This is a genomic window from Ornithinibacillus proteolyticus, from assembly GCF_039581225.1.
Taxonomy (GTDB): domain Bacteria; phylum Bacillota; class Bacilli; order Bacillales; family Amphibacillaceae; genus Ornithinibacillus; species Ornithinibacillus massiliensis.
The window spans coordinates 1-13,085 of the sequence record NZ_JBCPXV010000035.1 but is presented as its reverse complement, the minus strand read 5'-3'; the positions used below and the strand labels follow the sequence as shown (position 1 = coordinate 13,085).

The window sequence follows — 13,085 nt, the reverse complement described above, 5'->3', positions numbered from 1 at the left end:
AAAGGGAATTAATCGATTCTGTTGCTTGAATTTACAGGAAGCGTCATAGCAGAATAGGGGAATGAATGAGAAATCCAGCCGATAGGAAAAGCAGCTATTTCATTTGAATAAGCTGCTTCTCGTCATGCCTACTTTGGACTAAGTTCAGCAATTCCAAATGCTAAACGATCTCGTAAAATGCTAATTACATCCTTTTTTTGATGCTCTTCACATTCAACGATAAGTATTACTTCAGAATTTTTTCCTCTTAATTGCCTTTGTTTCTTTTTTATCACTTTTTTCATCAATAAATCGTAACCGAACCCGATAGCCATCCCGATACCAGCTCCGATTAATCCCCAGATGATCGGCCCCCATTCCCAGGCGAATCCTTTTGCTGCTGCAAAGGTTGAAGTGAGAAATGCCAATATCATTGCTTTCGATATCATGGAGACACCATCAGATTGGTGAAGATTATCGAACAGCTTTCTTTCTTTCTTTCTTCTGTACGATTCTTTAATGGTAATGCCAATATATTGGTAATACCTTGTTCCTCCAATTCAGCTATAGCTAATTCGAGATAGGTTGAATGTTCGAATGTAGCAAATATTTGCATGTTATTCACCTTACCTGTATTAGTTAATTTAAATGTATAATCCTGATAATGACTTTTTAAAAACTTTCTTTGTTCATCTTCAAACAGTTTATTATTCTCAACCGTACTCGTGTACGAATCATAAATAGAAAAAAAGTAAAAAGAAGGAATATATAAAAACCATTGGGCATCTAATACAGCATTTGATTTACTCAGATCCCCGTTTACCAAGTAAATGACTGCCTCAAGAAAATGCGAATTATACACAAAAATAGCGGTCCATATAAGGGTAAAGCTAGCAAGGATAATCCGATGAACATAAATCTGACCGACACTTGGGATAGCTATAGCCCATAAGGTAGCTAATATGGGGCTTCGTTTATCCAAGTAATTAATCTCAAAGTTACCTATAGTGAATGAATTAAACCGACTATCCTCTTTTTTTGCTAGTAAATAAATGTTGTTTATGTCGACAGTAGTACGATAACTATCCCAAATTGCTCTCGATGAATCAGACAAACTGTTATGAATATAATCTTCATACCCATGAGCTGAACCGTTAAATGCATTAACGTGGATGGATAGAAAATAATCTGCACCCCAAGCATTCGCATCATCTGTACGTTCTTTCAAGCTGCGCGTAATATCTGCTGTTCTACTCATTTTAATTTACAGGCCTTCATAATGGTTTTCCAAGAGATTTCGGATGCTATGGGAAATATTTAAGGTAATTTCTTTTTCCTGCATCCCATTGCCAATAGCTCCTGGGTCCATTCTCCCGTGACCAGGATCTAAATATAATTTAAACATTTTACACCACCTCGTTGGGATAACGGTTGCTTGACTGCAAGCACGTTAAAGTTTTATCAAAATGGATAACTAGGCTGGATGAACAAAATATACGCTAAGCCTTTGATGTGACGGGCTTAGCATTTTTTTCTTGCTCTAAGTTGGTCCGGCCGATATAAGCCAGGACTAGCTTAATATCAGATGAATAGAACGAAGTTGTTAAGGGAATTATAGCTCATGATGTTTCTATTTCCAATTGTTGGATTTGAGGTGAGTTTTTGCCTAAGATTACTCCTATTCAGTCATACATGATTATTATCCTTTCGGTTGGATTAATGAACCACGTGATTATTATCCCTTTACTACTCGAAGCATCAAAGCGAGATGCCTGGCTCGTAGTGCTTCTTGTTTTTGTCGCTTCACCTGTTTGGATTGGTTGCTTGAACTACATCATTCAAAACATGAACAATCAACACATTAAAAAGTGGCTAGATCAGCACTTTGGAAAGTTTTTATCTGCAATCTTAGTGATTATTTATAGTTTGTTATTATGGCTCATGGGCTTTATTTCCTTAAAAGATACTCTAACATGGACAATCGCATCTTACTTGCCGCAAACACCGATACTAGTTCTTGCGGGAACTACACTTGTTGCATGCTTCTTTGCTGCTTTTCAAGGACTCCGTACAATTGCAATTGTGAGCGGAATATTGTTGCCATTTGTTGTTATTCTAGGTCATCTTGTGGCGATTGCCAATTTTCAGTTTAAAGATTATACCCTGCTTTTTCCTTTGTTAGAAAACGGGACAGCTCCATTATGGAAAGGTGTTCCTTACGTTGCCGGGGGATTGCTGGAGTTGTCTTTCTTGATGTTGCTGATTCAGCACAAATTAACAAAGAAACTAGGATTTAAAAGCTTGATGTTGATGTGCTTCATCCTTACAGGACTTACGTTAGGACCATTGATGGGATCGATTACGATGTTCGGCCCTGATGAAGCGGCTAACCAGAGATACCCCGCTTACGCTCAATGGAGAATCGTGAGACTGGGAGAATATGTGGAGCATGTCGATTTTTTTTCGATTTATCAGTGGCTATCCGGTACATTTATTCGTGTGTCCCTTTCTATCTATCTCTTGGGAGAATTGTGGAATTTACAAAAACGCAGATGGTTACCCGTGTTATTTGGCGCATTGGCCATGCTTGTTGCCATTTTGCTGCCGATGAGCGACATGGCTTTTCTAGACTTGTTAGGAAGGTTTTATTTTCCTTCATTTTGTATCTTTACAGTAGGGACCTTGATCCTGTATGTTGGTCGAATGATCATCTCAAGAATTCGCCAAAAGGAGTGACTAGCTAGGATGAATAAACTATTCCGACGAATGAAAAGATTATTTGGAAATCAGGGGGCAGAAAGCAAGAGGCCATCGCCTAATACAGAGGCAACAGTCTTGCAACCACTTAATGAACAATCACTCATCCAACACTTTAAAATGTGTCAAGATGTTAAGCACCATGTTTACAAATTAAACCCTGATGATGAACAATCGAGAATCCTATTGCTTTATTGTGAGGGGTTAAGTGACAACCAAACATTCATTCATGAAACTGTGCTTCCTCATTTGACCCGATTTTATGAAAACAATGGTTTTCATCATCAGGAGGAAATGGTCGAGTCGAGCCAACTGCAATTAGAGTTCGTTACTCTTGAAGAGTGGGAGCAAACGGCCGAAACGGATATTTTTGAAGGCAAACTGCTTTTGTTTATTCCGACCCTACGCTCCTTATTCTCCCTCGATATCTCAAAAAAACCAGCGCGAAATCCGGAAGAATCCAGTATTGAGGTCTCGGTACGTGGACCAAAGGATGGATTTGTGGAAGAACTTGGAGTCAATGTGGCGTTAATTCGGAAACGAATCAAATCAACCAGTATGGTTTATGAAACGAAAAAAGTAGGCGTTCGCACGAAAACAACCGTTGCGATTCTATACATGCGTGACATTGTTGATCCTAAGATTGTTCAAGATGTAAAGAATAAATTAGATGATCTTCACATTGACGGAGCGTTTAGCGCCACTCAGCTAGAAGAATTAATGGAACCGACAAAAGCATTATTTCCTTTGATGGGGTATACAGGCAGACCAGACTTTACCGTGAACTGTATGCTAAATGGCCGTGTAGCGTTGATTGTGGATGGTACACCAGCTGCGTTGATTGCGCCTGCCAATTTATTTTTGCTTGTGAAAGCACCCGAAGATATCCACTTTACTGCTTTGTCAGCTACATTTGGTCAAACGCTTCGTTTACTTGGTTTGTCCGTATCGCTACTGCTTCCTGCATTTTTTGTTGCCATTCTTTCCTATCATCAAGATCAGCTGCCCTATTATCTGCTTGCCACTTTGGGGATTAACCGGTTGGGAATCCCTTTTGATGTGGCAACTGAAATGTTTATTGCACTTATCTTCTTAGAAATCCTGCGGGAAGCTGGTACCCGACTCCCTTCTGCGGTCGGCAGCACGGTAACGGTTGTAGGAGGACTTATCCTGGGGGATGCAGGCATTCGTGCAGGATTCTTATCCCCTGGTATTGTTGTCATCGGAGCAATTACACAAATCTTTGGTTCAACTTTATCGAGCCTATCATTGGCTGGAACAATTAGTATCTTACGCTTTTTTCTTTTCATTCTGTCTGCCATGCTTGGCATTTATGGCTTCTTTCTTGGAGTATTTATTGTGCTCAGCCATTTAGCCTCATTGCGTTCATGCGGCTTGCCTTACTTGGCCCCAATATCACCTCCATTTAAAGACTTGGCCAACGCTTTGTTTCGATTACCTTGGCCATGGCGAAACACTCGACCGGACATGTTGAAGACACGAGATTCTACAAGGCAAGGGGACAGGCATAAATGATGAGATATAAAAGTATGGTTGCACTTTTCCTTCTTCTCACCCTTACCGGTTGCTGGAGCAGATATGAAGTGCAAAACATGAACTATGCTACGGCTGTTGGAATAGACTATGTCGATGGTCAATACACCTTATATGTGCAATTGCTTGATTTCTCGACAGTGGCCAAGCTGGAGGGACAGCAAAAAGCGGAGCAGCCCCCGGTTTGGGTGGGCAAAGGCGAAGGTTCCTCGTTTACGGAGGCGGTAAATGATTTGTACAGTACATCACAACAACGCTTAAACTTGGGACAAATCTCTGCCATTTTGTTCAGCGAGAGATTGATGAAGGAAAACAAAGTTGGAGAAGTGCTGGAATTGATCAATCGTTATCGTGAAATAAGGTACTTGGCCTGGCTGTTTAGCACAAGAGAGCCTCTTGAAGAAATCTTGCTGGCAACCCCATTTTTTAGATTATCGCCAAATGCATCCATTCTTCACAAGCCCGAGCAAAATTTCAGACAGCGTTCTATCCTTGCTCCGGTCCGCCTGCAACAATTTGTACTGGACTCAAACGAAAAGGCTAGAACCAGTTATATACCGGAATTATCGCTTCGCAAAGGTCAATGGCAGGAAAGTAATAAACCAAAAGAGCAGCTTAGATATTCAGGCGTACAAGTATATGATCTAAACAATTATTATGGACGAATGGATCTTAAGGATTTGTCGGGAATGCCCTGGCTAAGTACTCACACGATCCGAGTACCTCTTGATTTGTTTACCGAAGAGAAGCTTGCGGCTGTTCTTGTCGCAGAAAAACCCAAATATGAAGTGACTCCTATTGTGAAATTGAACAAGGCTTATTTCGATATTTCAGTAAAAGTGAAGGCGGGGATCAATGAATTGCATACGGACCTTACCGAAAAGGAACTCACACAAATGGCTCAGGAAAAAATAGAGGAGCAAATCCGCAAAACGTATCAAACTGCTTTTAAAGAGGGTATAGATATTTACAATTTGGGCGAATCTTTGTATCGCAAACATCCACATCAATGGAAGAGCATTGCCACAGGAAAACAGCAACTCGTTTTAAACCAAGATTCCCTGCGCCATGTAAAGGTTGAGGTGAATATTGTTTACCCTGGAAGATATAAATTACATGAACATGTCGAATCCACCTCGTGATTCTGGCAAGTGAAATTATTAACTCACCTTGCTTCTTCTGCTTAGCGTTGGGGAAGCAAGGTTTTTGTTTCCAAAAAAATAGTTTAACGTTGTAAATCCGCATTTTCCTGACGGAACCCCAAATTGACCTGTAAAGGAATAGACAATGGCTAAGTTTAAACTAGATACTTGGTTGATGAAAATTTCCCAAAAAAAATAAAGCAAATCCTCTAAAGTATTTATTTAAAAGAAAGTGGCCAAATCCTGGGAAGGCGGCAGACCACATGGCAATAGTCCATGGGTTTCGTGAATGTAATTGGGTTGTCCCAAAAATACTAACATGCGCCTTGTAGCGTCTTGCCTTGTTTGTATTTTGGTAGTTCTCCATTTTCTTCCTCCAATAAAGCTATATTAACGTTATTATTACCCATTGGAATTATTTAACTACAACTTCTGAAACTTATTTAGGAGGAAAAGAATAATTGGAGGAGTGGGGTTGGAATATAGATAATGGAAGTATTTACGATTTGTCAGTAACTTTTGTGTGGGTGGTTAAGAAATTACTGAGTTGCACAAGAATGCTCCGATAAAGGCAAAAAGGAGCCTGAATTAATTCAGTACTCCTTATAATGTAGCTCGACTTCGTTTGCAATTAAATCCAAAATCCCATTTTCTTCGCTTCATATGTTAGCTCATCACGGAACTTTGGATGGGCAATGTCGATTAAAGCTTTTGTGCGGGCGAAAATGGATTTACCTTGTAGTTGCGCAATTCCATATTCCGTTACGATATAGTCGACATCATTTTTGGATGTGGTCACAACCGAAGCCGGGCTTATTATTGGTTTAATCCGAGAAATGGTGTCATTTTTGGCGGTTGAATAAAGACAGATAAATCCTTTTCCGTTCTTAGCAAAACGGACACCAGAGCCAAAATCAGTTTGTCCACCTGTGGAGCTATAGTATTTGCCAGCGACTGTCTCTGAAGCGCATTGGCCATAAAAATCAATCTCCGTCGTAGCGTTTATCGCTACCATATTATCCTCTTCGGCTATGACTCGCGGGTCATTCACTTGATTGACAGGTAACATTTCGATTTGCTCATTATTATCCATAAAGTCATAAAGTCGTTGGGTCCCAAAAGCAAAGGTGGCGATTATTTTTTCAGGGTGGGTATGTTTCTTCGTACCAGTAATGACACCGTTTGTCACAAGGTCATACACACCATCGGTCAGCATTTCAGTATGAATTCCTAAATCACGATGGTCTTTTAACAGACTTACTACAGCATTTGGAATCCCACCGATTCCAACTTGAAGTGTGGAACCATTCTCAATTCGCTCTGCAACATATTCCGCTATTTGTTGGTCAATATCACGGATTGGCGCGTTCGGTAGTTCATGTAGTGATTGATCATATTGGATAAATCCAGCTATTTGAGAGATGTGGATTCTATTTTTGCCATGTGTTTTTGGGACATGGTTATTTACTTGTAGAACAAATGGCGCTTTCCCAATAAAGTGTGCTGTATAATCACCTGACGTACCTAATGAAAAATAGCCTTCATCGTCCATTGGAGAGGCTTGACTTACGACCAATGGGTTGGGACAGCGTTTTTCTAGTAGGCGTGGCATTTGGTGAAAATGATTAGGAATTAAGTCACATGTTCCATTTAAAAAGGATTTTCTAGCATATTTACTTAGAAAATAGGATACATAACGGATATTCGGATATTCTCCTTGAATATATCGGCGATCCTTCAATTCTAGCATTTGGTGAATGGTGAGGTTAGTAAAGGCCTCTGGATGCTCATCAATCAAGTTAAGAATATAATCGGGTTCTCCATTTGCCATAGAGACGATGATATGTTGATAGTTTGTTAGAATTGATAAAATTTCTGATTGAGTATTGGCTAATGCTATTTTTTCGTGAGGAAGCATGGTAGGTTCCATCCCTTCTTGATGTGTGAACAGTAGTAGTTTACTAATAGGAATTATAACAACAGGGTAAACAGCGAGTCAATCAATATTAAAGCGTTTCCAAATAGAGGTATCTAATTATTATCGAAATAAGAAAATTGATTTTTAATAATTTTAATAAATTATTATTGTAATAATGGTAAAATATTGTATAGGAAATCTTTTACTTTATTGGGGGGAGTCGATGTGAATGTGGTAACCCGGGTCAGTGAAATTGTACTGGGGTTGATTTTTCTTGGAGCGGGTTTGAATGGTTACTTTGTATTAATTGGATTAGAACCATTTGCTCCAACAAGTCCTGCAGCTATGGAGTTTCTAGGTGATGGGTATCTCTTAGCCATGGAAAAAGGTGTTGAGATTATTGCTGGCATATTACTTCTAATTCGCCGCTTTGTGCCACTAGCAATCGTTGTATTGGCGGGCATTATTGTCAATATTTTGGCATTTCATATTTTCGTCGACTCAGAGTTATTATTCTTGGCAGTGTTAGTTGTTCTATTAGAAGGTTTATTAATGTGGCAATACCGTCATAGTTTTAAAGGTTTAATAGAAAGTAGACCTGAGGGAATGTAGGGCGAATAGTTGCGATAAGGAGGTAGTGTATGAAAGAGAAGAAGCTTATTAAATACGCCTGTATCTTCGTTGTTTCAGCGCTTTTCATTAGCTTGTTCCTGAACATTTATTTGCTAACTAAAGTAAATGAGTTAGGAAATAAGATAGGTCTGGTAAAGTCGGACCAGCGATATATGTCGAGTGAGATAGAAAATCAGACCAGTGAGATAATGAGTTTATTAGAGGACATTCAACAACAACAAAGCTGGCTTGGGAATGTCGATACAGAGGTTATTTTCACTAGTGCTGGTAATGGTGAATTACGGTTTACCTGGCTTGTAAAAGAGTTGGCGGATGAATCTGATGTGAGGTTTCATTATGCACTTAAAGAGGATGACCAATTCACGAGTATTCCTGCAACCGAAAGAGAACAAGGGCTATATGAGGCTTCTATTCCACTTGAAGAAGGTATGGGTCCCATTTGGCAACCTACTGAAATATATGGTGTAACAAGTCATGTAGAGGAATTGGACGATGTTCCTTCTAATGAAATCACAGATAATCTATACGAAAGCACTCAATTTCAATATTATATTTCCGTAGCAAATGAGGATGGTTTATACAAGAGTGGTGATATTCAAACTGGATACTTATATGATTTCTTAACCGAATTGTATGGCTATGTGGAAACAGGTGTTTATTTAGAGGATAAAGTGTTTCGAGTGTATTTACACCATTATGTAGCAGAAGGCTTGGACAATGTTATGGAAAACGTATCACTCCTAAAATACCAACAAGGAAAGCTTATTGGTGAGGAAGAGTTGGATAGGGTTGACGAAGGACCGAGCAATAGCTCTTTTGAAAAAAATAATATCGATATTTATGACGATATGAGGCTTGTGTTAAAGGTAGCTTACCCAAATGGAGAAACGTTTGAGAGAGAGATCATAAACGAAGAATAAAGGGGATTTAAAACATGGTAGCACCGAAGCATAGTTTATCAGCGGCGGCAATTGTGCTGAATGATAAACAGGAAATCTTATTGATTAAAGGACCACGAAGAGGATGGGAAATGCCAGGAGGTCAAGTAGAAGAGGGGGAATCGATAAAGGCGGCCGCAATCCGTGAGACAAAAGAGGAATCTGGTATTGATATAGAAATTATCAAGTTCTGCGGAATTTTTCAAAATGTAGAACGATCTATCTGTAATACGTTGTTTTTAGGAAGGCCTATTGGAGGGGTGCCGACGACTAGTCCGGAAAGTTTGGAGGTTGGTTTCTTTCCGATTGAAGAGGCGCTTGAGATGGTGACGGTTTTAAACTTTAGACAGCGAATTGAATATTGCTTGGACGAAACCATGCAGCCGTTTTATGTGGATTTTTAATCGGGATGAAAACAAGCTTACTGTGTGGAGTGCTATTTTCTAATCTGGTAAAAAAGGGTTACCACAAAATGGAATTTGACTTCGGGTTTGTAACGACTATGAAAACAAGTTAGGTGAGACAATGAAACAAATGGAATTAGGCTCTTGGATTATTGAGGTAGACGTCATGAAAACTAAAGAATTCTATGATCATTTTCATCTGATCACGGAGGACTGTGACTGCGAGGGCTGTACGAATTTTGTTTTAGCATGTGAAACATTCCCACAAGAAATAAAGGCTTTATTTCACTCACTTGGAATTGATCCGCGCAAAGAAGGGGAAATATCGCATTACATAGCCAATCAGGATGGAACACATGTATATGGTATCTTTTATCATATTGTTGGTCGAATCATCGATGGTCCAGAAAATTGGCCATCGAATGTAATAAGTAGTGAGGTGCTAACTCCATATTCTATCGAACAGTGTGAGGCTGACGTATGGTTTACGGAGGATTTGGCGTTAGTACCTGAGGGGTTCCCTGAGTCAATTATTCAGCTTGAGATAAAGATGAATGTTCCATGGTTATTAAAGTAGAGGCAACTACACTTTGATATGGTGAAGATTTTTTGCACGTGATTTTGTGAATTCAAGAACAAAGATATTGAACATATACAAAGGGAGGATAAGGGATGGAAACAAGTGAAAAGGCAATGTTAATACAAAATAGCGAGCATCATTTTCAATTATTATTCGAAATCATTGAATCGGTACCTAGTAGAAAAAGGAGTATTTCAATTGAAACGAGCGAAAGAGATAAGAATTTTCGTGATGTGATTATGCATCTGTATGAATGGCATGCCATGCTAGAGCGGTGGTATCGAGAAGGGATGGATGGTGATACTCCTTCGATGCCAGCACCAGGGTTTAAATGGAGAACACTCAAGCAGCTTAATATGCGTATATGGGAAAACTATCAAGAGGTTACATTAAATCAAGCTATCAAAAAGTTGAAACTAAGCCATGAGAGGGTAATGAAGCTTATTAAAGCCCATACCAACGAAGAAATTATGACGAAAAAATATTATAAGTGGACGAAAACAAGTAATCTATACAGCTATTTTGCGGCAAACACAACGAATCATTATGTTTGGGCTATAAAGAAGTGTGAAGCTATAGCGGATTCTATACGGGAAGCGGAGGGGAAGGTTGGGTAGGAAGGATTGTCTTAGGAAAAGGTTTCAGAGCAATAGATTTGATCGTTGGATAGGTCATACGATCTAATGGAATTCTTACATGTCCACTGAAAAAACGGCATAAGCTTTGGAGAAAGGTTGAGATAGTATTCTTTTCCCTTTCTGTGCTATCTTTGGGTCAGACATTCTATCGTACACATTAGAGTATCTAAACATGACAAAAGGATGAACAAGATGAAAAATAGATTTTCTATTGGAGAAATGGCTAAACTTCATAATACTACTATAAAGACTCTAAGATACTATGATGAAATTGATCTATTGAAACCAGTAGAGATCGATAAGAACAATGGATATAGATACTATTCCACGGAGCAGTTCGAACAATTAAATACTATCCAGTATTTAAAGGAGATAGGATTTACCTTAAAAGAGATTAAGAGCCACTTATATCATCGGGACATTGACGACTTCTTGGCATTATTAGAAAAACAAAAAGAATTAACAGAAACAAAAATAAAGGAATTAGAACGCGTTCAGCGCCAATTTCAAAACCGAATAAATGATATTAAACTGGCTCGAACTATAATGGAGTTAGGTGTACCAACTATAAAGGAAGTTAATGAAAGAAAAGTAGTAAGATTAATGGAAAAAATAAGCTCAGAACCAGAATTGGAGCTAACACTTAGACAGCTAGAGAACTCGGCGAATATGAAATCTTCCATATTTATTGGCGGTGTTGGACTTACCGTGAGCATAAATAATGTAAACGATAATAAGTTTGATGAATACAACTCCATTTTTATCTTAATCGAAGAAGGAGATATTGAAAGTCCCCTGGTTAAAACGTTTCAGAAGGGGATGTATGCCTGTATTTATTTTAGAGGAGAAGAATTTGATTCAGCTCCGTATTACCATATTTTATTACAATACATAAAGGATAACGGTTTTCGTATAATAGGAGATGCTATAGAAAGAAGTATAGTTGACCATTATATCTCCAATAAAAGAGAAGATCATCTTTACGAAATACAAATACCTGTTTCCTATTGACCCTACCCTTACAGGAGGGTTTATTATTTGTAAGTGGTTTTCAGCATGAATGTTTATAAAGGAGAGAAAACGTATGACACATACAAATAATAAAATCTGGTCTTTATCTTTTATTTTTGTACTAGTATCAAATGCTTTAGTTTTTATGATTTTTGAAATGTTATTACCTACCCTTCCGTTATTTGTTACGTCTTTAGGGGGGGGAAGCAAATCAGGTTGGTTTAGTCACAGGAATTTTCATGTTATCTGCTATATTAATACGCCCATTTGCAGGAAGTCTTGCAGCTAAATTTGATAAAAAAGTGCTTCTAATTTTAGGGATTATAATCATTGCATTATCCACAGGTGCTTATTACCTTTCCACGAATATAGGTGTGCTATTAATCATTCGTTTGATTCATGGGGCTGGATTTGGACTAGCTACAACGTATTTTGCAACTCTTGCTGCTGAAATAACCCCTAAGGATCGTCGAGGAGAAGGGATAGGTTACTTTGGCGTTGGGGAAACAATTGCTATATCGGTAGGTCCTATGATTGGAATTATGACATTAGAATTATTTGACTTTCAACGCTTATTCCTAGGAGGAATGTCCGTTCTTTTTCTAGCTGTAATTATGGCGATATTTATCAAAAGAGCACCAAAAGGAAAAGCGTTAGATAAACAAGAGAAACATAACGTGAAAATACTAGAGAAACGAGTCCTGTTTCCATCGTTGCTTATTTTGTTAATTGGAGGGGCTGCGGGGGGAATTATGTCCTTCTTTTCTCTATACGCAATTGAAAAGGATTTTACTAACGTTGGACTGTTTTTCCTGTTGATTGCTGCAGCAAGTTTTGCTATTCGATTAATTTCGGGAAAATTGTTTGATTTATATGGGCCGCCTATTATTCTAATACCTGGTTCTATACTAGCGATTATTGGAATGATTATGCTATATGCTGCCAACAGCAACGGCATGATTTTAACAGCTGCTATATTCTATGGGTTTGGATTCGGGGCGATATTCCCAGCAGTGCAGACATGGTGTATGAACTTAGTCGAGGAACATGAACATGAGGATGCGATGGCTTCATTCTTTAACTTCTTTGATTTAGGTATTGGTGGAGGTTCCTTGCTATTAGGGTTAGTTGCTACTGCTGCCTTTTATCAAGCAATTTACCTTGTTGGAACAGCTGTTTATGGTGTGTTTCTAGTTATATATCTTGTCCATTTAAGCATGAAAAAGCGGTTGATGAATAAGAGAAAGGTAGCCTAGTATTGTTATATGAAGTATTATTAATGGGGGATTACAGATCGTTAGGAGAAGGTATTCCCATTCCACATGAAAGCGCCAGTTAAAGATAAAGGGAACCAATTCTATTTGTGATGATGAACAACAAGGTAATTTATTAGTAGATTACCTTGTTTTTTTGTGTCATTTGAAAACCCCTGGCTATGCCGGGGGTTCCGGAGAGCTTATAGCGTGGTATTAAAATTAAAAAAGGCCTCTCTTCGTGATAAGATATAGTTGGTTTCCCGACCACTACATCA

12 protein-coding genes and 2 pseudogenes are annotated in these 13,085 nt (G+C 38.6%); 10 read left to right on the top strand and 4 right to left on the bottom strand.

All coding sequences use genetic code 11. The features are described from left to right. Positions 1-128: 128 nt before the first annotated feature. Positions 129-428 (bottom strand): hypothetical protein, encoded by a 300-nt coding sequence (locus AAIB49_RS14830; RefSeq protein ID WP_343458472.1) that lies wholly within the window; start codon positions 426-428, stop codon positions 129-131. A gap of 581 nt (positions 429-1,009) precedes the next feature. Then, positions 1,010-1,384 (bottom strand): annotated as a pseudogene (locus AAIB49_RS14825) (N-acetylmuramoyl-L-alanine amidase family protein); the annotation flags it as partial. 257 nt (positions 1,385-1,641) lie between these two features. Between AAIB49_RS14825 and AAIB49_RS14820 the strand changes: the two are divergent. The 3 genes from AAIB49_RS14820 to AAIB49_RS14810 are packed head-to-tail and all read left to right on the top strand — an operon-like array spanning position 1,642 to position 5,432. After that, positions 1,642-2,715 carry a GerAB/ArcD/ProY family transporter gene (locus tag AAIB49_RS14820; RefSeq protein WP_343458471.1) on the top strand — a complete coding sequence of 358 codons (1,074 nt, stop codon included), beginning with the start codon at positions 1,642-1,644 and terminating at the stop codon, positions 2,713-2,715. Positions 2,716-2,724: 9 nt separating this feature from the next. Further along, entirely contained in the window at positions 2,725-4,272 is a 1,548-nt protein-coding gene (locus AAIB49_RS14815) for a spore germination protein (protein WP_343458470.1), read from the top strand. Continuing rightward, positions 4,269-5,432: a Ger(x)C family spore germination protein gene (locus AAIB49_RS14810; protein ID WP_343458469.1), complete on the top strand. Its 1,164-nt coding sequence runs from the start codon at positions 4,269-4,271 to the stop codon at positions 5,430-5,432. The genes AAIB49_RS14815 and AAIB49_RS14810 overlap by 4 nt, the downstream gene beginning before the upstream one ends. Positions 5,433-5,592: 160 nt before the next feature. Here AAIB49_RS14810 and AAIB49_RS14805 read toward each other — a convergent pair whose 3' ends face one another. Next, the gene (locus AAIB49_RS14805) at positions 5,593-5,799 is read right to left on the bottom strand and encodes a hypothetical protein (protein ID WP_343458468.1); all 207 of its coding nucleotides are present in this window, start codon (positions 5,797-5,799) and stop codon (positions 5,593-5,595) included. Between the two features lie 264 nt (positions 5,800-6,063). Beyond that, entirely contained in the window at positions 6,064-7,350 is a 1,287-nt protein-coding gene (locus AAIB49_RS14800) for an acetyl-CoA hydrolase/transferase family protein (protein WP_343458467.1), read from the bottom strand. 225 nt (positions 7,351-7,575) lie between these two features. On the opposite strand from AAIB49_RS14800, the gene AAIB49_RS14795 reads away from it, so the two are divergent. The 7 genes and pseudogenes from AAIB49_RS14795 to AAIB49_RS14765 all read left to right on the top strand — a co-directional run bounded on the left by AAIB49_RS14795 (position 7,576) and on the right by AAIB49_RS14765 (position 12,810). Continuing rightward, positions 7,576-7,962 (top strand): hypothetical protein, encoded by a 387-nt coding sequence (locus AAIB49_RS14795; RefSeq protein ID WP_339216387.1) that lies wholly within the window; start codon positions 7,576-7,578, stop codon positions 7,960-7,962. A gap of 29 nt (positions 7,963-7,991) precedes the next feature. Next, positions 7,992-8,903: a hypothetical protein gene (locus AAIB49_RS14790; protein WP_343458466.1), complete on the top strand. Its 912-nt coding sequence runs from the start codon at positions 7,992-7,994 to the stop codon at positions 8,901-8,903. 14 nt (positions 8,904-8,917) lie between these two features. Next, positions 8,918-9,325, top strand: coding sequence for an NUDIX hydrolase (locus AAIB49_RS14785; protein WP_343458465.1), 408 nt, complete (start codon positions 8,918-8,920; stop codon positions 9,323-9,325). A 121-nt stretch (positions 9,326-9,446) separates the two neighbouring features. Further along, positions 9,447-9,902: a hypothetical protein gene (locus AAIB49_RS14780; RefSeq protein WP_343458464.1), complete on the top strand. Its 456-nt coding sequence runs from the start codon at positions 9,447-9,449 to the stop codon at positions 9,900-9,902. Between the two features lie 95 nt (positions 9,903-9,997). Continuing rightward, positions 9,998-10,522 carry a ClbS/DfsB family four-helix bundle protein gene (locus tag AAIB49_RS14775; RefSeq protein WP_339216381.1) on the top strand — a complete coding sequence of 175 codons (525 nt, stop codon included), beginning with the start codon at positions 9,998-10,000 and terminating at the stop codon, positions 10,520-10,522. A gap of 213 nt (positions 10,523-10,735) precedes the next feature. Beyond that, positions 10,736-11,554: a MerR family transcriptional regulator gene (locus AAIB49_RS14770; protein WP_343458463.1), complete on the top strand. Its 819-nt coding sequence runs from the start codon at positions 10,736-10,738 to the stop codon at positions 11,552-11,554. Positions 11,555-11,627: 73 nt separating this feature from the next. After that, positions 11,628-12,810, top strand: a pseudogene (locus tag AAIB49_RS14765) (MFS transporter). The last annotated feature ends 275 nt before the right edge of the window (positions 12,811-13,085 follow it).

Bases quoted from the DNA above. Each gene is read 5' to 3' on its own strand.
- AAIB49_RS14830 (WP_343458472.1), bottom strand. From the start codon at position 428: ATGATATCGAAAGCAATGATATTGGCATTTCTCACTTCAACCTTTGCA.
- AAIB49_RS14815 (WP_343458470.1), top strand. From the start codon at position 2,725: ATGAATAAACTATTCCGACGAATGAAAAGATTATTTGGAAATCAGGGG.
- AAIB49_RS14810 (WP_343458469.1), top strand. From the start codon at position 4,269: ATGATGAGATATAAAAGTATGGTTGCACTTTTCCTTCTTCTCACCCTT.
- AAIB49_RS14805 (WP_343458468.1), bottom strand. From the start codon at position 5,799: ATGGAGAACTACCAAAATACAAACAAGGCAAGACGCTACAAGGCGCAT.
- AAIB49_RS14800 (WP_343458467.1), bottom strand. From the start codon at position 7,350: ATGCTTCCTCACGAAAAAATAGCATTAGCCAATACTCAATCAGAAATT.
- AAIB49_RS14790 (WP_343458466.1), top strand. From the start codon at position 7,992: ATGAAAGAGAAGAAGCTTATTAAATACGCCTGTATCTTCGTTGTTTCA.
- AAIB49_RS14785 (WP_343458465.1), top strand. From the start codon at position 8,918: ATGGTAGCACCGAAGCATAGTTTATCAGCGGCGGCAATTGTGCTGAAT.
- AAIB49_RS14780 (WP_343458464.1), top strand. From the start codon at position 9,447: ATGAAACAAATGGAATTAGGCTCTTGGATTATTGAGGTAGACGTCATG.
- AAIB49_RS14775 (WP_339216381.1), top strand. From the start codon at position 9,998: ATGGAAACAAGTGAAAAGGCAATGTTAATACAAAATAGCGAGCATCAT.
- AAIB49_RS14770 (WP_343458463.1), top strand. From the start codon at position 10,736: ATGAAAAATAGATTTTCTATTGGAGAAATGGCTAAACTTCATAATACT.